We start from the raw sequence: 20843 nt of genomic DNA, 5'->3' as shown, positions 1-20843 counted from the left end.
TGTATATTAGCTTTGAATTGCAACTAACTTACTAACTTTTTCAGTTGTTAAGCGACTTGTCCATGAAGGCTACAGATCAAGATAAGCTCCTTTTTAGTAAGCATTACCGTGCATTATGCTATTTTGCTTGGCAGATGGTGCAGGATGAGAATGTCGCTGAAGATTTGGCACAGGATGCGTTCGTTGCTTATTTAAACAACAAAACTCGATTGTCTGATGACGAAAACGCCATAAAATCTTTTCTATACGCTTCGATAAAGCATGCCGTATACAATCTGAGCCGTCATAATAAAGTCGTGCAAAAATTCTGGGAACGTACGGCGTTTACAGAGTCTGATGACATCGATTATGAACATCAGATTATTCGGGCAGAGTTTATGACAGCAATTTATGGCGCTTTGGAAAAACTTCCCGAAGGGTGCAGAAAGATTATGGTCATGAGTTATGTGGATGGCTATTCTAATGAGGAAATCGCGCAAGAGTTACAAGTCAGTATCAATACCATAAAAACACATAAGCGCCGAGGGCTTAGCGTGTTGCGCGAAAAACTGAATTTCAATTATTTCTGGCTGTTTCTCCTACTCTACGGTATAGGGTTTTAAATACCGTTTTCGCTCTTTATCCTACTGAGGCGAAATCCATAGATCAATTCAATTCACGCATATGCACATCCTTAGTACTATCCATTTTTCTCAAATATCCGCAGCGACGATTTTTTATTTTTCTTGTCACCCCAAATCCTAATTTAGGTTTCTTAACTTAAATTATGGATACAAACCCATTCAATATCGCTGATATAATTGCTAAGCGGTTCAGAAATGAATCGCTCGACAGCCATGAACAACGAGCATTGGAATCATGGATAGATGCTCACCCCAAGAACAAGCAATTGTTTGATGAGCTCCTAGCGCAAGGCGGGTCCATGAAATTAAACTGGCTGGATAATTTAGACGAAGAATCTGCTTGGCAACGTATTGAAAAGAAGCGTGAAAAAAAGCGTAGTCATCAATTCATGTGGCGCGTCGCTGCGACTATTGCATTAGTTTCTTCTTTGTGCCTCTCTTTATGGATTTATAAAACAGATTTTACAACAGGTGAGGAGCAAATTGCTACATCACAATTGGACTTAAATACAGATGATGTAGGTCCGGCTCTTTTAGGCGCTAAGATTATCCTTGCCAATGGTAAAGAGGTGAAAGTGGATGATACGTTGAATATCGCTTCCGGATCGTCAATGATAGAGAATGAATTAAACTTTTCCAGTGAGCCTGCTATACGTGAACTCATTTTCCATACGTTGGTCGTTCCTGCAGCCAATTTTTTCAAGATCACGTTGGCAGATGGAACAGCGGTGTGGGTTAATGCTGTGAGCGAACTTCGGTTTCCGGAACAATTCGGAGAAGGGGAGCGGCGTGTATACCTAAAAGGAGAAGCCTACTTTGAGGTAGCGAAGGATGAGGAAAGACCTTTCTTTGTGGAAACGGAAGAAGTAGATATTCGTGTATTGGGAACGCATTTTAATGTATCCGCTTATGGGAAAAATGTAAAGACTTCTTTGGCAGAGGGTGCCGTGGAAGTGATGAATGATACGCAATCTGTCATCATTGCTCCGGGACAAAGCGCCGAGTGGAACAACGGAAATCTAAAAGTACGCACAACTAACCTACAAAGAGATCTTGCCTGGAAAAATAACATATTCTATTTCCGGCAAGATCATATTGTCAACATTGCAAACCAACTGAAACGCTGGTATAATATCGATGTGTCTTTATCACAGGATGTGCCGCTAGACAATACGTATTCGGGTGAAATCGGCAGGAATGTCAATCTATCGGAAGTATTAACCATGCTGGCATTTGTAAGCGATCTAAAATTTACACTAAACACGAATAAACTATTAATCACAAAAAAGAACAAACTATGAGATAGAACTTGACAACAACAACGAACAATGATATTTAACGAAAACAGGGATGTTGCAGCACCCCTGTTGAAATCAAGTTAAATAAAGCAATGAACCTTACACATTAACTCAATTACTCAAATGTATGAATTACTTCTTATTTGACAAAAGGCGAAAAGAAGCATGGATGCCGCCTATTGTCTTAATTCTCCGGACGATGAAGATTACAACTTTTCTCCTGCTGGTTTTCATGACCTGTGCCTATGCAGAAGGAACTGCACAGAAAGTATCACTTTCTTTAAAGAATGCGAGGTTGGAAGATGCTTTTCAGCAGATTAGCAGACAGACAAGCCTAAAATTTTTGTACAATGATGATGTGATTTCTAAATCATCGCGTGTTAATCTTAATGTACGTGAAACGGATGTAAAAGATGCACTGCATATGATGTTACCGACTCAAAACTACTCATTTAAGATTATTGCGGGTACGGTGACGGTAAATTATAGGGAGATGGCGCCCAATGCGGCCCCTATTGCAGTTGATGCACAAAACACAATTACAGGTCGCGTGACTACTATGAATGGCGAACCTTTAGCAGGCGTGTCTGTAGGTGTTAAAGGAACCTCACAAGGCACCACAACCAATGAGAATGGTAATTTCTCGATTAATGCTCCCAGCGGCAGTACTTTAACGTTTCGCTACGTAGGTTATTTGACGAAAGATATACCTGTAAGCAATCAACGGACGTTGAATGTGCAGCTGATGGCGGAAGACCAAGCGATCGAAGAAGTGGTCGTCACGGGGATGGGGCAACGGGTAGACCGTCGTTTGTTTACCGGTGCAACTTCACAGATTTCGGGTGAAGCCGCACAGATTGGTGGACAGATTGACCCCAGCCGTGGACTGGAAGGCCGTGTGGCAGGGGTTTCGGTGCAAAACGTAACCGGGACATTCGGTACGGCTCCGAAAATTCGCGTGCGTGGTGCAACCTCTATTTATGGCGCATCAAAACCGCTATGGGTTATTGATGGTGTAATTGTAGAAGATGTCGCTGATGTAAACGCAGATGCCCTGTCTTCGGGAGACGCGCTGACCTTGATTAGCTCCGCGGTAGCCGGCTTGAATGCACACGATATTGAATCGTTCCAGATTTTGAAAGACGGTTCAGCCACCTCCATATATGGTGCAAGAGCGATGGCAGGGGTCATCGTTATCACAACGAAAAAAGGAACAGCGGGTCGTAGTTCATTGAACTATACCGGAGAATATACTTCCCGGGCAACACCGCGTTATTCCGAATTTAATATCATGAATTCCCAGGAGCAGATGTCGGTTTACCAGGATATGTATGAGAAAGGCTATATCCGATTTGCAGATTTAGCGGTAGCGGATAATAGCGGTGTCTATGGCGATTTGTATAGACGTATTCAAAGTGGTGAAATCCCGAATGATTTATTCGGTAATCGACATCATGTGAATCAGTTTTTACGCGAAGCGGAGTATAGAAATACCGACTGGTTTGGCGAATTGTTTCAACCCAGCCTACAGCATAACCATGCGGTGAGCATGTCGTCCGGTACGGAAAAATCCCAATATTATTCATCCATCAGTGCATTGGTGGATCCGGGATGGACCAAGCGGAGTAAAGTAAATCGTTATACCGGTAACTTGAACGCTAATTACAATATTTCAGATAAGCTGCGCTTGAATATCATTACCAACGGATCATATCGTCAACAACAGGCGCCGGGAACTCTAGGGCAAACGATGGATGTGGTATTTGGAGAGGTGAAGCGTGATTTCGACATCAACCCCTATGCTTATGCCATGAACACTTCGCGTACATTAGATCCAGATCTGTTTTATACCCGTAATTATGCACCATTTAACATTCTACATGAATTGGAAAACAATTATATGGATGTGAACGTTGCAGATTTGCGTTTTCAAGGGGATTTGAAATGGAAAGTCATCCCGGAATTGGAAGTAGGTGCCTTTGGTTCGGTACGATACCAATCTACCGCACAACATCACTATGTGAAAGACCTGTCCAACCAAGCGATGGCCTATAGAGCCGGTGTCGATCCTCAGAATACGACGATACGGGACAGAAACCCGTTCTTGTATACGGACCCGGATAATCCTTATGCATTACCGGTTTCAGTATTACCGGAGGGAGGAATTTATAATCGCACCGACTACACAATGTTTGAGCAATTGTTCCGTTTCACGGCACAATACAATAAGACCTTCAATTATGACCATACCATAAGTGCGTTTGCCGGTTCTGAACTGACGGCATCGGATAGAAACAATACTTGGTTTAGGGGCTGGGGCTTACAATACGAATTAGGAGAAAGCCCGTTTACGGATTATAAGGTGTTTAAGAGAGGACAGGAGGAAAATACACCGTATTTCCACATGAACAGAAACAAAGACAATGATCCCACCAGTACACGATATAAGCAGGCCGCGTTTTTTACTAACTTGACCTATGCGTATGCTGGCAAGTACATCTTGAACGGGACATTCCGTTACGAGGGAGCGAATAAGCTGGGTGAAGCGACATCCGCCAGATGGATGCCAAGTTTTAATGTGGCTGGTGCCTGGAACGCACACGAAGAAAACTTTTTTGAAAGCCTTTCTCCGGCAATGTCTCACTTGACCTTGAAAGCTTCTTATAGTTTGACGGGGGATAGAGGCCCTGCGAACGTAACCAACTCGTTGGCGGTATATCGCGCATATAACCCCTGGCGACCAACAGCAGAGGATGCGGAGTCCGGATTGGAAATTATGGATTTGGCGAACAGCCAGCTAACTTATGAGAAAAAGCATGAGCTGAATATCGGGACATCCATGGGATTCTTGGACAATCGAATCAATTTGGAGTTTGATTGGTTTAAGCGGAACAACTTCGACCTCATCGGAGTGGTAAACACACAAGGCATCGGCGGTATCATCTCTAAAATGGGGAACGTGGCGGATATGAAATCACATGGAGCGGAATTGAGTTTAACCGGTCATATATTCCGGGATCGCGAGTTTAAATGGACATCTAATTTAATCTATTCATTTGTGAAAACAAAAGTCACCCGTTTGGATACCCGCAGCCGTGTTATCGATTTGATTACCGGAACCGGATTTGCCAGAGAAGGTGGTCCTGTAAGGGGATTATATTCCGTTCCTTTTTCGCATTTGAATAACGAAGGTCTTCCGGTGTTCTTAGGCGCGGATAATGAAGAAACCATTACAGGCATATATTTCCAGGAACGTGATAGAATTGATTATCTTAAATTCGAAGGACCAACCGATCCGATTCATACCGGAGGTTGGGGTAACCAATTCAATTACAAAAATTTTGGGTTGAATGTATTCTTTACCTACTCGTATGGAAATGTGGTGCGTTTAGACCCCGTGTTTAAACATGAATACAACGACCTTACCGCTTCAACGAAAGAATTTGCAGACCGCTGGATGGTACCGGGAGATGAAGCTTATACGAATGTGCCTATTATAGCCTCTAAAGGGCAAAACCGCGCTTATAGTAGTGATTTAGAGTATGCGTACAATACGTATAATTATTCATCCGTAAGGACTGCAGCGGGAGATTTTATCCGTTTAAAGGACGTGTCATTGACGTACGAGTTGCCGAAAGACTGGCTGAGTGCCTGGAAGGTGAACTCGTTGGGACTACGTTTCAATGCAACCAACCTGTTCTTGCTTTATGCAGATAAAAAACTGAACGGACAAGATCCTGAGTTTGTAAACGCAGGTGGTGTAGCAGCTCCGATTGCCAGACAGTATACCTTGACATTGCGTTTAGGGTTGTAATGGAAACTTTAAGATAGGATTGAAATGAAAAGAAAGAACAAATTATATATAGTAATAGCCTTGATAGGTGGTCTAGGCTTCTCCTCCTGTAATAAATTTCTGGATGAGATGCCGGATAACCGGGCGAAACTGGATACCGAGGCAAAAATTGATAAGATATTGGTCTCCGCGTATCCGGAAACAGCTTATTTGGTTTCAGCAGAATTTTCGTCAGATAACGTCGACGATTATGGTGCGAGCAATCCATACAATGAGCGGGATTTAGAGCAGTTGTTTCGTTGGAACGAAGTGACGGAAGATACGGACGACAGTCCGAAACAGCTTTGGGAATCTTGTTATAAAGCGATAGGTAGTGCCAATGCTGCTTTGGAGGCCATTGAGGAGCTGGGGAATCCGGCAAGTTTAAATCCACAACGTGGTGAAGCTTTGGCCGCGCGTGCGTATGGACATTTTATCTTGGTAAATGTATTTGCGCAGCATTATCATAAGACACATGCAGCAAGTGACATGGGTATTCCCTATATGACGGAGCCAGAGGAAGAACTAGACCCTAAATACGAACGGCCCACTGTACAAGAGGTTTACGATCTGATGCTGCGCGATCTGGAAGAAGCACTGCCGTTGATCGATGATGCATCGTATGGGGCTACGCCTAAATACCACATGAATACCCGGGCAACGAACGCCTTGGCTGCGCGGATAGCGCTGTATATGCAAGATTGGGAAAAAGCTATTAGCTATGCCAATGCCGCTATTGGAACAAACCCTTCCTCTATCATGCGTGATAACGATCTTATTGCTTCTATAGCGGTGGGAGGTGTTACGGATGCCGCAATCTATTATAACCGGAGCTCTATTAAAGCAAATTTAATGCTCGCTACAGCCGGTACAAATCACGGTGCTTATTTTGGTAATTATTATACAGGATCCAAATATGCGCATGGTGCACTGATCAGTAACACAGAAACAGCGCTGTCAGCCGCTCCTTATGGCAGAGTGAACTCCGTCGGATATAAACCAATGTTGTTTGTTTATGCCGGAACAAATTTGGATAAGCATCTGTTCCCCCGTGTTTCTTATCAGTTTGAATATACTGATCCCGTTGCCGGAATCGGCTATCGTCGTGCAGCGTATGCCCCCTTTACAACGGAAGAAACGATGTTGGTACGAGCGGAAGCGCTTATTCACCTAAAACGGTATGAAGAAGCGCTAGTGGATATGAAGCGTTGGGTTGATAATACATTGGTGAATCCTCCGGCTACTTTTACTGTAGCGAGCATCAATACCTGGGCAAATAGGCTATCCTATTTTACCCCCCAGGAACCCACACCCAAGAAAAGGCTTGATCCGGATATGATTAAGTTTGAGCAAGGAACGCAGGAAAATATGCTCCACGCTTTGTTATTTATTCGCCGTATTGAAACGCTGCATATGGGATTACGCTGGTTTGATGTAAAACGTTACGGCATCGAGATTGAACGTCGGATTATTTCTTCGGGTACGATGATAGGCACTGTCGAATCGGCAACGAAATTGACGGCTCGCGACAATAGAAAAGCCTTGCAATTGCCTCCCGACGTTATTTCCGCAGGTTTAACCCCTAATCCAAGATAATTATGAAAATGATAAAAAAATTAAATGTACTGTTGTTTTCTTCTTTGCTATTGTTTTCCTGTTCGGAAGATAGTTTAGATCCGGATAGTATCTTTGTGGATCAGGAAATCGACCGAAACGAGCTGGATAACTATATTGAAGAAACATACACCGAAGATTACAATATTGCTATTGTATATAAGTTTGTAGAACCAGAGTCTGATTACAACTATAATCTTAGTCCTGCGCGATATGAAAGTGCTGTGCGGATGACGAAGCTGTTATACTATCTCGGAATAGAACCCTATGATAAGATAACCGGTAGCAAGGAGTTTATACGTGCGTATTTCCCAAAGCTTCTGAACTATATCGGCTCGCCTGCTTATCGAAATAATGGAACATTTGTACTTGGAACGGCAGAAGGGGGTATTAAAATTACACTCTATGCTTTGAATGATCTGACCGCAGCAACCAGTACGAATATTCCTTTTTTGAACTACTATTATTTCCATACCATGCACCATGAGTTTGCGCATATTTTGCATCAAACGAAGGATTATCCCTCGTCATTTAGGGAAATTACAGGTTCGGGTTATGTTGCAGATGCCTGGAGTGACGTATACGATGATGATTCAGCAGTAGCTGATGGATTTATTTCGGCCTACGCCTCCAAAGAAGCAAATGAGGATTTTGTGGAAACATATTCTTTCTATATCACGCTATCACCCCAGGAATGGGAAGCACGTATCAGTAGTGGGGGAGAGGCAGGCCAGGAAATAATCGAAGCTAAATTGGATATTGTTCGCACGTATTTCCTCAATACATGGGATATTGATCTGGATGAATTAAGGGACGAAATACTGGCAAGACAAGCAGCCCTGCCGGATTTTGATCAGACATCTTTAAACTAGAAAATTATGAAATTAAAATATATTATACTCGCATTTTTGCTTCCGGTTTTGCTCGTGACCTCTTGTAAACGGGAGGAAGACCGAATCTTTGAGGAAAATGCTTCGGTACGGATGACGGAAGCTGTCACTAACGCTTACAATATTTTGCAAGGAAGTGAAACGGGCTGGATGATGAAATACTATCCAAGCAGCGACCTGGAATTTGGAGGATATACCATCTTTGTCAAATTTATATCGAATGCACAGGCGATGCTTACCTCGGATATCGATGACGATATATTAACCAGCACGTATGGTGTTGTTCATGATTCCGGACCTGTGCTGACATTCAACGGATATAATGATATTATCCATTTATTTTCAGAACCGGGGATGGATAATGGAGGACATGGGGCGGATGATACCGGGATGAAGGGAGATTTCGAATTTATCGTATTGAAAGCAACAGCAGATTCGGTGGTGCTAAAAGGAAAGAAAAGTGGGAATGAAATTGTGATGTTACCTTTAAAAAATGATTTGGAAGTTGAGGCTAACGCTTTCAGAGAAGGTGCCGAGTTTTTCAATTTCCTTCCTGCCTTTGAACTAGAGAATACAAAAGGTGAAAGAACGTTCTTAAATCAAAGTTATAATACCTTACAGGATCTCTCCCAGATGGGAACAGATCTCTTCTCCTATCGGATAGTGCCCAACGGACTGGAATTTTATAAGGAGCATGAAGTCGATGGTGTTAAGTTCTCCAGCATGACGTTTCATGAACCAACGGCGGAATATCCTAAAGGCTACTTAGCCGATGAAAGTGGAAAAATAAAGCTTGTGGTGATTTCTTATCCGCTAAATATGTGGTTTGAGGTTAACTCTTGGGGACTTGCATATAGCAAAGTGGGAGAAACGGGTCGATATTATTGGGATCTTGTAAAGAGCAGATTAGATAACGATGGATTAATACTAAATGCTTTTAATATAGGGTATTATTATGGCTATGAAGCCATGTCATTTATCCTTCAAAATGGTGCTGTGCAGGGAGGTGTAACCTACAATATCACACCAGTTTCCGGATCCAAAAATCGCGTTACTTTAGCTTTTGGCGGAAGTTTGTTGAACTTGCAGGGTTTTACGGCTGTGTATTGGAATAATTACGTATTGAGTTTTCATACTCCGTTCAATGGAAGAACATTTGAAATTACACCGATTGACTCGGAAGAAGAGCCCAATGAGGTTTTGCTAACCGATGTAGCAGATCCTGACAATACTTACCAAGTTGTTATGGGTACAGTTTTAAATCCTTTTGATAATTAAATTGTTTAGATTGTTTGTTTATAGTGTAGGAGAGTTGTTATGGCTCTCCTATGTTTGATCAACTGCAATTGATTGTCATAAGTGTACTTTCAGTGATGAGGCCATCTACAAGTGTTGACTTCCTCGCCTGTCTCGGATCAAAAATAAGCAATGCTTTTCCTTTGAAAAGACGTTCTTGAATTTTTTTCTGGATTGCACGGCATATCATAATATTAAAATGTTATTCCCGTAATATTATAATATTTATGCGTAATTTCCAATATCCCTAGATTCTTCTTTGTACGACGGCAAATGCATGATTTTGCACATGTACATAGCCCCATTGACCATGTATATAGCATCTATGTACATTGACATAACGAACAAGAAACTGCACAAGTCGATATTGACACGGTGCAAAATCCACTTGTTGCCTGACAGGGCGAACCAGTCCCCCAACAGGTCGATCACATGAGACTATATAAACGTATTGTACCTTGCAGGTATCCAGATGTCACTTGCATTAACGAATATGTTCCTGTAGTTAGCGGTAAAGTCACATTACATGTTGATGCTGACGTTGTACAAAGCAAATATGTTCCGTGCAGGCATTCGCATGTACATGCACATAATCACAAAGAAATGTCTTTTGGCTGTTTTTCCGTACGCCGACGTGATGACGTCGTACGACTTGAACAGTGCGTCGGGCAACGAAATGATTTCGTGGTACGGCGACTTAGCTAATTCGTACAGGGAAATGATATTGATGGTCTTCCGTTTAATCTCTTCATACAGGGAAACTATTCTTTCGTACGCCGAGGTGATACTTCCGTATGCCGACATCGTCTCCCCGTACGCCGATGCGACAAAGAAGGACGAAAGTGGCGCAAAGTAGGGCGACGAAGTGATTTCCCGATAGGGGGAAGTCATTATTCCGTATACCGAGATCATCTCCCCGTACGAGGAAGCGATAAAGATGGAGGGAAGTAACACAAAGTAGGGCGACGAAGCGATGTCGGCGTACGACGTTGCCGCACTTCCGTGCGCTGATGGGATACTTCCGCACGACGATATGGCGTTGGATACTAAACTTGTTTTTGAAGATAAATATTTTGGTTGCATAGCTCGAGAAAGATTCGTATTATAGCGTATCAATCAGAAGAGCTATGTCATATAGGTTTTATTTGCCGCATCAAGAGGGGGGAGGCCGAACTGGTACGAAGATTTTGGCCGTAGATATAGGAGGGACCAAAACGAGTTTTGGTGTTTTTGAAGTAAAAGATAACGCACTTTCCCTGTTACGGGAGGAAACATTTGCATCTCGTTCGATGGGTACATTTGAGGAGATTTTACAAAAATTTCTTGCATTTGATAATGGCGCGCGACCGGATGTGCTATCAATCGGCGTGGCGGGACCTGTATTGGAAAATAAAGTAACATTGACAAACCTGTCTTGGGAATTGGATGCCGCGTTGTTAAAGACCGAATTTGATATAGAAAGAGTACATATTATTAACGATTTAGAAGCTACCGCGTATGGCTTAGTCGGGTTAGGCGCGGAAGATACAGTTTCCTTGTTTGAAAGTTCAGAAACAATCCTTGGTAATATGGCGGTGTTGGCGCCAGGAACGGGATTGGGTGAAGCTGGCATATTTTGGGACGGGGAATACCATCGCCCGTTTGCAACCGAAGGTGGTCATAGCGAGTTCGCACCCCGTACAGATCTCGATGTGGAATTACTGAAGTATTTACAACACGAAGACGAAATTATCAGTTGGGAACATGTGGTATCCGGACCGGGAATATTTAGAATATATAAATTCCTTCGGGACGTTAAAGGACATAGTGAACCAGCCTGGTTAAAAGAAAATTTCAAAAACAATGATAATCCAGCCGCAGTGATCAGCCATGCTGCTATGCGGGAGCTAGACGCTACCTGTAGTTTGGCTATGGACTTGTTTGTAAGCTATATGGCACGTGAGTCGGCTAGTTTGGTGCTGAAGCATAAAGCGGTAGGGGGCTTATGGCTGGGGGGAGGAATCCCGCCTAGGATATTTCCATTGCTGAAAAAAGATCTTTTCCGGGAGCAGTTCATCCAAAATGCACACATGAAGCATTTGTTGGAGAAAGTATCCATCCGTGTTATTTTAAACAGTCAGGCCGCATTGATCGGTGCTGGTTATTACGGCGCTTTTGGCGCTGAATAGTTCTACTTGAGCCTGTCCGGTCCGCTAACGTGCGGACAGGAATAATTTTAACCTACTTTATTTGCTAATATGCTTAACTCCTGTGCAGCGCGACCAGCGATTTGTTTGTAGGCATTAGCAACAGGTTCATCCGCATCTAAAAGAATGGGGAAGCCATTGTCACCCGCATCGGCAACAGCTTTTACCAACGGTATTTCACCTAAAAATGGTACATTATTATCTTCAGCAAGCCGTTTTCCGCCATCTTTGCCAAAGATATAATACCTGTTATCCGGTAATTCAGCTGGCGTGAAATACGACATATTCTCTACAATCCCAATAATAGGGATATTAATACCTTCCATGCGGAACATCGCCATACCCTTCATGGTATCGGCTAAGGCAACTTGTTGTGGTGTAGTTACGATAACAGCACCTGAAATAGGATAAGACTGGGCTACGGTAATATGGATATCACCTGTTCCCGGCGGCATATCAACAACCAGATAATCTAATTCACCCCAATGTGCATCGCCAAAGAGCTGCTTGATAGCCGATGTTGCCATCGGTCCACGCCAGGGAATAGGTTGATTGGGGTCGGTGAAAAAGCCAATAGATAATAGCTTTAATCCAAATTTCTCTACGGGTGCTATTTTCTGTTTACCATTAATTTGAACGGATTCGGGACGTGTACCTTCTAACCCGAACATAAGTGGTAGAGAAGGGCCGTAAATATCAGCATCCAATAAACCGGTTTTTGCACCGCTCTCCGCTAAAGCCAACGCCAAGTTACTCGCTACGGTCGATTTGCCCACGCCACCCTTACCTGACGAAACCAAAATAATGTTTTTAATACTTTCCAGCTGTGCCGCGTCTACACCCACCACCCTAGAAGTCATGTTGATTTCTACGTCCACCTCTTTACTTACAAATAGACCGATAGCGTTTCGGCAAGCGTGTTCTATATGCCCCTTCAACGGGCAAGCAGGGGTCGTCAATACCACATCAAACTTAATCTTATTTGGTAAGATTTCTATATGTTGGATCATATTCAAAGTGACCAGATCTTTTTTGAGATCCGGCTCCTCTACATGACTTAAAGCGTGCAATACTTGTTCTTTTGTAATCATGACAATGGTTTGTTACGTTACAAATTTACACATTGAAAAAGAGAATCCTGTCATCTGTTTGTTGTTAAGCGAAATTGTCTTCTTAGGGGTATTTTGCTATCTTCGTCCATCGGCTTCCGTCTTTCGAGAAAAACGTATTCGGGAGAGATCAAATATAAACGGATCAGTGGGATTGTGTATATGCCTAAATAAGATGAGCAAGTATATTTTTATTCTTTTATTAACTTTCTTCTTGCTCCAGAAGGAAGGTTTTGCGCAACGAACAATAGCGATGCCGCAAATCGTGAACTATTCTAGTAAGGCATATCAGGGTGGTGTCCAAAACTGGGGTATAACCCAAGATACGCAGGGTATCATGTATTTCGCTAACAATGAAGGGTTACTTTCTTTTGACGGACGGTATTGGCATGTATATCCATTGCCCAATTCCACTATTGTACGCTCGGTTTGTTATGACGGAAATGGAAGGATTTATGTAGGGGGACAAGATGAAATAGGCTATTTTGAAGCCGATGAAAAGGGCACGTTAGTTTATCATTCCTTAGTGAAAGAAATCCCTGTGAGGGAAAGGCAATTTGCCGATGTATGGCATATTGCCTTATCGGGAGACCATGTCTTTTTTCAAGCTAATAATCATATTTTTCATTACTATCAGGATAAAATCAATGTAGATCGAGCGCCTAGCAGTTGGCAATATATGACCTCGGTTGAAGACGCATTATATGCGCAGGATATGGAAAGAGGGGTTATGCATTACGAAAATGGTGTTTGGAAATCGACGACTGGAAAAAATCCATTAAAAAAAGGTGCAATCATGACGGGTATGGTGCCGTACGGAGCAGATACCTTGTTGATTGCGACGATGAAAGACGGTCTTTTTTATTTAACAAAGGGCAACTTTTTCCCCAAAGTAACGTCGATGGATTCCCGGTTCTCGACAAACCGAATCTCCAGTATTCGATTTTTAGGAAATGATTTGTTTGCCGTAAGTATGTATCCCGGAGGCATGTTAATTATTGATAAAAGCGGAGAGATCCTTCAGCGATATAGTTACGGAGAGGGGCTACAGACGAATAATATCCGCGATATATTTAAAGATAGAAATGGCAACGTATGGTTAGCTTTGGATGACGGAATAGACTATATCGCAGTCAATAGTGCTATAAAATATATATATCCAGACCAGAATACGAAGCTGGGAACGTATAGTCTACGTATTTTCAACCATAAACTATATCTCGGGACGTCCAACGGTTTGTATGTAACGCCCTATAGGGGCAATGCGTTGGAAAATATCGGCATGTCGGAGGCAAGATTTGAAAAGGTGGCGCATAGTGACGGACAGGTATGGTCTATCCAGGAAGTGAACGGTCGGTTGCTAATCGGACATGAAGAGGGAAGTTTTGAAGTTAGGGATGATGGTGTAAGACCGATTCATACCGCCACCGGAATCTGGACATATCAAGCAGCTTCTCGAGTTTCTCCCTCGCGGAATATGGTTGTTGGTTCCTATCTGGGATTACGACATCTCTTATTCGACGGTCAATATTTTGTGGATAATGGGCATATAGGTGGTTCAGACGAGTCTTTACGATTTGTGTATTACGATGATAAAAATCACGTCGTATGGGTATCACATCCTTATCGCGGCGTTTTTAAGTTATCTTTGTCGCCGGATTTTAAGAAAATCATCCAACACAAGCGGTATGACGTCGCGGAAGGATTGCCCGCTATATTGCACAACTATGTTTTTCATATTCGAAACGATATACTTGTTTCGACGCCTAAGGGCGTGTACATATACGATGCCGGACATGATACTTTTACACCGGCAGATCAATATCAGGCGCTTGTTAACATACCTATTCAATACATGACGGAGGATAAGATGGGAAATGTATGGTTTGCTACCAATAAAAGATTAGGCTTATTAGATTTTTCCCGTCCTTTAGGAGAATATCCCTATACCGTTTCTTATTTTCCGGAATTGAACGGAGAGATATTAGGCGGATTTGAGTCGGTTTATGTACACGATGCAGAAAATGTGTTTATAAGTGGGCAAAAGGGGGGCATTTTACTGAATTACAAAGCTTATCAGGATCGCGCATCTAAACCCAATATGCTGCTCCGTGCAGTAAAAGCGTTTGATAGTGATAAGAAAGAGAAATTGTTGTTTGGAGGCTATCTACAACAAGATGTACCCAGTACAAAATTGCGCTATGCTTTTAATTCCCTTCAATTTAACTTTAGCTCGACCATGTATGATCAACAGGAGCAAGTAGAGTTCAGTTATATGTTGGAAGGATTGGAAACAAAATGGTCAGCGTGGAGTAATAGGAGTGAAAAGGAATATACCAATTTGCCGGCCGGCACGTATGTTTTTAGAGTCAAATCTCGAAATGGGATGGGGAATGAATCAGAAGAACAGGCATTCTCTTTTCGTGTAGCACCACCATGGTATGCGCATCCAGTTAGCTACCTGTTCTATGGGGGGCTACTGCTTGTATTTATCTTCTGGTTGCTTAGTATACAACGTAAAAAGCTAAAAGAAAGACATAGGGATGAACTTCACGTAAGACAGTTAGAAATCGAGAAGAAGGAGAAAGAAGTTATCAAACTTCGTAATGAAAAATTGGAAGTGGAACTTGGATTTAAGGACAAAGAACTGGCAAATTTAACCATGAACATTATCCAGCGCGGCGAGGTATTGAGTAAGATTAAAAATAATATCGCCCAAACGATGGATCGTATGGAAGATAAGGAAGCGCAACAAAACTTCAAACAATTGATTAGACTTATCCGCTCTGCGGAAAGGACAAATGAAGATTGGGAAAAATTCAATACCCATATCCATCATGCGAATGAAAACTTTTTCCTGAGATTAAAAGAGCAACACCCTGATCTGACCGCAAATGAATTAAAATTGTGCGCGTTGCTACGCATGAATCTTCTCTCCAAAGAAATTGCCCAACTCATGCATGTCACCGTCAAAGCAATCGAGGTAAGCCGCTACCGCTTGCGAAAAAAATTAAAAATCGATTCTGAGGTCAACCTATATGATTATTTAATGCAATATACGAAGACTGATGAGTGATGAGGTCGAAGCAATAAATATGGGTTGTGTAAAATACTGTTGATAACCAGTCTTTTATATTTTTTTGTAGGGTGTTTGTAGTGGTGTTTTAATGTTGTTTTAGGCTTCCAAACGCCTATTGTAGTGGTAATTGTAGTCTCGAAAAAAATTGGCTTTTCCAATTTGAAGTCTATTTTTGAACCAAGGTTCTTCGCGCTAGGGAGAACAACAGCGAACTAAAATTTATAAACCATGTTAAACAATTCAACTTATGAGGATTAGAATTTTACATGCATGCATTTTGCTTTGTATGTGCTTTTCTGTTATGGAACTTGCTGCACAGACGATGCAATTACGGGGACGTGTGACGTCTGCCGTTAATCAGGAAGCCTTGGCGGGTGTTACTGTAGCTGTCCAAGGGAGTAATGAGGCAACCAGTACCGATCAATTCGGACGGTATGTCTTGGAAGTAGCTGGAAACAGGGCCGCATTAGTATTCACCCAACTGGGTATGCTTTCTTCCCGGATTGTGGTGACCCAGAGTGGCGTTTATGATGTCCAATTGCAGGAAGGTTCTGACGAACTGGAAGAGGTTGTGGTAGTAGGGTATGGTACACAAAAGAAGAGCGTTGTCACTGGAGCCATCAGCAGTGTCAAGGCCAGCGATCTGGAAACGATGCCGGTCACCCGTATTGAGCAATCCTTACAAGGTCGAACTTCGGGTCTTACCGTTGCGACGAATTCAGGACAGCCGGGTTCGGCGGCTACTATCCGTGTCCGGGGCTTCACCACGTTTGGTAACAACAATCCATTATGGGTGGTGGATGGTGTCGTCGTCGATGCCGGAGGCATCAGTTACCTGAACCAATCGGATATCGAATCTATCGAAGTATTGAAAGATGCTTCTTCGCAAGCCATTTATGGTGCACGGGCAGCAGCAGGCGTTATTCTGGTTACAACAAAAAAGGGTGTGCAAGGAGTTCCGAGAATTAATTACAATACCTTTCTGGGAACTTCTGCTCCTGCTCGGAAATTAAGTTTATTAAATGCAACGGAGTATGCGACGTTACGCAATGAATCAGCGATAGCAGCAGGAAATACTCCACGATTTAGTGATCCGAGATCCTTAGGGGAGGGCACGGATTGGCAAGAACAAATTTTCAATAAAAACGCCTTCCGACAAAACCATGAATTGAGCGTCAGTGGGGGAAATGAAGTGTCCACTTTTTACAGTTCCTTTGGTTATCTGACGCAAGAAGGGATTGTTGCGTCGGAGATTTCGAATTATAGACGTGCGAATATCCGGCTGAACTCGGAACATAAGATTGCAAAATGGTTGACGTTGGGACAAAATTTAGGTTATTCACACGAACGAAGCCAAGGGATCGGAAACACTAACAGTGAATATGGCGGTCCGCTGTCTTCCGCTATTAACCTCGACCCTATAACACCGGTAATCGAAACAGACGCGGATATCTTAAATAATCCCGAAGGACCTTATCTTACCCAAGCCGTACCAAGAGATGCCTTTGGTAACCCATATGCCATATCCACCATTGTATTACAAGAGATGACCAATCCGCTTGCGTATATGCAGACCCGATTGGGCAATCACGGCTGGTCCGATAATATCGTTGGAAACGTATATGGCGAAATCAGTCCAATAGAAGGATTGAAAATACGCTCCACATTAGGATCGAAACTATCGTTTTGGGGTGATGAAAACTTTACTCCTGTTCATTATTTGAATAGTCTCGTCAAAAGAGATGAAAATAGCTTTGCACGCGGAAACCATAGAGGATTTGACTGGAATTTAGAAAATACGATTTCCTATACCCGTGGTATTGAAGGACATAATATGACGATATTACTCGGACAGGGCGCATATTATGATAGAAGAGCAAGAGGAACTAACGTCATTTATTCGGGTTTACCCGTTAATAATTACGAGGATGCCTCGTTGAACTATAACGTTCCTACAGACCAACGTCAAGGTTCTGGCTATGAAGATCCCGGTCATACCGTGTCTTCTCTATTTGCACGCGTGAATTACAATTATAAGGAGAAATATATCGCAGAAGGACTGATTCGTCGTGATGGCTCTTCCCGTTTCGGATCCAATAATAAATACGGTGTCTTTCCCTCTTTTTCATTGGGATGGGTCGCCAGTCGTGAAAACTTTTTGACAGATAATCCTTATATCAATATGTTGAAAATTCGCGGAGGATACGGCGTCGTGGGTAACGATAATATTGGCGACTTTGCTTACTTTGCTACGATCAGTGGGGGGCGAAATTACAATATAGGGACGGAAAATAACATCGCAGTGATTGGATATAGTCCGAATGCACCTTCCAACCCAGACTTAAAATGGGAACAAACGAGCCAAGCGAATATCGGTTTGGAGGCAACCTTGCTACAGCGGTTTAGTATGACGTTCGACTGGTACAACAAAGTGACCACAGGTATCTTACAGAATCCTCGTATTCCGTTTTATGTCGGCGCAATATCAAATCCGGCCGCAAACGTCGCGGATATGAAAAACACCGGCGTAGAATTGGAACTAGGCTATAACGATAGTTTCGGTGATGTACAGCTGTCCCTCAATGGCAACGTTTCTTATTTACGGAACGAGGTAACGAACATTGGTGCAGGGGTACAATATTTTAATGGAGCAAGTTTTCAAGCGTCAAGCTACCCTATTACCCGTACTATGGTCGGAGAAGCATATAATTCGTTTTATGGTTTTCAAACCATGGGAATTTTCCAAAACGAAGCAGAAATTAACGCCTATACCAATAGCGAGGGGAATCTTATCCAACCCAATGCACGCCCCGGCGATTTTAAATGGGCTGATTTAAACGGTGATGGTGTCATCAACGAAAACGATCGAACATTTATCGGCGATCCGACGCCAAACTGGGCGTTCGGTTTGACACTGAATGTTGCCTGGAAGAATTTTGATGCGCTGATTTTCGGACAAGGCGTTGCCGGAAATAAGATATTTCAAGGTTTACGAAGATTAGACGTGAACAATGCGAACTATTCTACACGTGCCCTAGGTCGTTGGACAGGCGAAGGATCTTCTTACGATTTTCCACGTTTAACAGACAATGACGGAAATAACAACTTTACGAATCCGTCCAATTTCTATCTGGAAGATGGTAGCTATTTCCGCTTTAAAACAGTACAGTTAGGTTACACTTTGCCCCGTGATTGGACACAGCGTATAAGCCTGCAGAAAGCGCGGATATATGTTATGGCAGAGAATCTGTTGACCTTTACTCGCTACTCTGGTTTCGATCCGGAGATTGGTGGTGATGTTATGAGTATTGACCGTGGTATTTATCCTCAGGCACGGTCATTTATGTTCGGACTAAATGTTGCATTTTAAAGAGAATTACAAATGAAACCACATATCAAATTATTTACAGTCATAGCTGGCCTTTCGTTTTTAAGCTTTCAATCCTGTTCGGATAGCTTTTTGGAACTGAAACCGCGTGGAACCGATCTGGAAGAAAACTATTACAAAAATAGTCAAGAAGCCTACAATGGTTTAGTGGCGATCTACGACATCGTAGGGTATCAAGCCGCTAACTATACCACGAAGATATTAGCAGCATCTGCTGCTTCTGATGATCACTATGCGGGTGGTGGCGGGTCATCCGACCAACCCCAAATCCAGGCTTGGTCAGATTATTCGTTAACTCCGGCAGTAGGACCACAGGAAGACTTATGGCAAAGAAATTATATGGGTATTATGCGCGCGAATGTGTTGTTGCAGAAGCTGCCGGATATCCAGATGGATGAACAACAGAAACGTCGATTCACGGCAGAATCGAAAGCATTGAGAGCCTATTTTTACTTTGATCTCATTCGCTATTTCCGAAATATTCCCTTGATTCAGGAACCTTTGGCCGGTGATGCCATATATCAAGTGTTACAGGCAGCTCCAGCGGATGTATACGCGCTGATGGAGAAAGATCTTACTGAAGCGATACCTGATTTGCCATTAACTGTTTCGCTTCAAAAAGAAGCAGGAAGGTTTTCACAAGGTACGGCGAAAGCGATTTTAGGAAAAGTATATCTACAACAGGAAAAATTTACTCAAGCAGCGGCAGAACTTGCTGATGTCAACGGAACACCTGGCCAAAGTAGTCCTTATGGTTATCGTTTATTGGACAATTATGGAGATATATTTCAAGTAGATAATAAATTTAATAGTGAATCTATTCTCGAAATTTCTTTTACAAACACCTCTATAGGAGATTGGCCATGTATTCAATGCACCGAAGGCAATATTCTGAATATTATGATAGGCCCCCGCAGCTACGGACAAGGAGCTGGTGCTCCCGATTATGTGGCTGGTTGGGGCTTTTTACCGGTAACGGAAAATTTGGCAGATGCAATGCGAAATGATCCTCGCTATCCTTACACCATTATCGATATGAATAAATTGGTGGCCGAAGGAAAGGCGTCGTATACACCTGGCTATATGGATACGGGTTATTTTCTGGAAAAATATGCAGGTCGAGAGTCTAACCGTTGGACAGGCGTGGGAACGTATGAGCTAAACTTTCCCCAAAACCTCTACGAAATTCGATTAGCGGATACCTATCTGCTCGAAGCAGAAGCACTCGTTCGGGGCGGTGGCGACGCCACGCGCGCAGCAGCTCTTCTCAATGCGGTGCGTGCCCGGGTAGGGCTGGGATCTGTAGCAGCAACATTTGAGAACATTAAGCGTGAACGAAGGCTAGAGCTTGCCGGTGAAGGACATCGTTGGTTTGATCTCGTGCGTTGGGGAGATGCTGCCGAAGCACTGAGCAATCGCGGATTTGTGGCAGGTAAACACGAAGTACTGCCTATCCCGCTCCTGGAACTGGACAATACCTTGTTAGAGCAAAATAAAGAATACGGTGGAACAAAATAAAAAACAGTAT

The 20843-nt window shown here is 42.8% G+C and carries 12 protein-coding genes; 10 read left to right on the top strand and 2 right to left on the bottom strand.

What is annotated here, in order from left to right; translation table 11 throughout:
- The first annotated feature begins 62 nt into the window (after positions 1-62).
- The 6 genes from H8B21_RS02565 to H8B21_RS02540 all read left to right on the top strand — a co-directional run bounded on the left by H8B21_RS02565 (position 63) and on the right by H8B21_RS02540 (position 9535).
- Complete coding sequence (locus H8B21_RS02565; protein ID WP_190312215.1) at positions 63-602, top strand: RNA polymerase sigma-70 factor; 540 nt, start codon at positions 63-65, stop codon at positions 600-602.
- A gap of 164 nt (positions 603-766) precedes the next feature.
- Positions 767-1924, top strand: a complete 1158-nt coding sequence (locus H8B21_RS02560) for a FecR family protein (RefSeq protein ID WP_190312214.1) — start codon at positions 767-769, stop codon at positions 1922-1924.
- A 124-nt stretch (positions 1925-2048) separates the two neighbouring features.
- Positions 2049-5735, top strand: a complete 3687-nt coding sequence (locus H8B21_RS02555; protein ID WP_223814785.1) for a SusC/RagA family TonB-linked outer membrane protein — start codon at positions 2049-2051, stop codon at positions 5733-5735.
- A gap of 24 nt (positions 5736-5759) precedes the next feature.
- Entirely contained in the window at positions 5760-7349 is a 1590-nt protein-coding gene (locus H8B21_RS02550) for a RagB/SusD family nutrient uptake outer membrane protein (protein ID WP_190312213.1), read from the top strand.
- Positions 7350-7351: 2 nt separating this feature from the next.
- Positions 7352-8239, top strand: a complete 888-nt coding sequence (locus H8B21_RS02545) for a zinc-binding metallopeptidase (RefSeq protein ID WP_190312212.1) — start codon at positions 7352-7354, stop codon at positions 8237-8239.
- 6 nt (positions 8240-8245) lie between these two features.
- Positions 8246-9535 (top strand): DUF4302 domain-containing protein, encoded by a 1290-nt coding sequence (locus tag H8B21_RS02540; protein ID WP_190312211.1) that lies wholly within the window; start codon positions 8246-8248, stop codon positions 9533-9535.
- Between the two features lie 540 nt (positions 9536-10075).
- Here the strand turns inward: H8B21_RS02540 and H8B21_RS02535 are convergent.
- The gene (locus tag H8B21_RS02535; protein WP_190312210.1) at positions 10076-10636 is read right to left on the bottom strand and encodes a hypothetical protein; all 561 of its coding nucleotides are present in this window, start codon (positions 10634-10636) and stop codon (positions 10076-10078) included.
- Between the two features lie 44 nt (positions 10637-10680).
- On the opposite strand from H8B21_RS02535, the gene glk reads away from it, so the two are divergent.
- Positions 10681-11721: a glucokinase gene (glk, locus tag H8B21_RS02530; RefSeq protein WP_190312209.1), complete on the top strand. Its 1041-nt coding sequence runs from the start codon at positions 10681-10683 to the stop codon at positions 11719-11721.
- 47 nt (positions 11722-11768) lie between these two features.
- Here the strand turns inward: glk and H8B21_RS02525 are convergent, their stop codons facing one another.
- A complete protein-coding gene (locus H8B21_RS02525) occupies positions 11769-12830 on the bottom strand; it encodes an Mrp/NBP35 family ATP-binding protein (RefSeq protein WP_190312208.1) in 1062 nt (353 codons plus the stop codon).
- A 193-nt stretch (positions 12831-13023) separates the two neighbouring features.
- Between H8B21_RS02525 and H8B21_RS02520 the strand changes: the two genes are divergently transcribed.
- The 3 genes from H8B21_RS02520 to H8B21_RS02510 all read left to right on the top strand — a co-directional run bounded on the left by H8B21_RS02520 (position 13024) and on the right by H8B21_RS02510 (position 20833).
- Positions 13024-15924 (top strand): two-component regulator propeller domain-containing protein, encoded by a 2901-nt coding sequence (locus H8B21_RS02520; RefSeq protein ID WP_190312207.1) that lies wholly within the window; start codon positions 13024-13026, stop codon positions 15922-15924.
- Positions 15925-16174: 250 nt separating this feature from the next.
- On the top strand, positions 16175-19297 hold the full coding sequence (locus H8B21_RS02515; RefSeq protein WP_190312206.1) for a SusC/RagA family TonB-linked outer membrane protein: 3123 nt from the start codon (positions 16175-16177) through the stop codon (positions 19295-19297).
- A 12-nt stretch (positions 19298-19309) separates the two neighbouring features.
- Positions 19310-20833, top strand: a complete 1524-nt coding sequence (locus tag H8B21_RS02510; protein ID WP_190312205.1) for a RagB/SusD family nutrient uptake outer membrane protein — start codon at positions 19310-19312, stop codon at positions 20831-20833.
- Positions 20834-20843 lie beyond the last annotated feature (10 nt).

Origin of the sequence: Sphingobacterium chuzhouense (assembly GCF_014692525.1) — a bacterium.
GTDB classification, from domain to species: Bacteria; Bacteroidota; Bacteroidia; order Sphingobacteriales; family Sphingobacteriaceae; genus Sphingobacterium; species Sphingobacterium chuzhouense.
The sequence above is the reverse complement of the archived record's forward strand: the minus strand, read 5'-3'. Positions and strand labels throughout refer to the sequence as shown.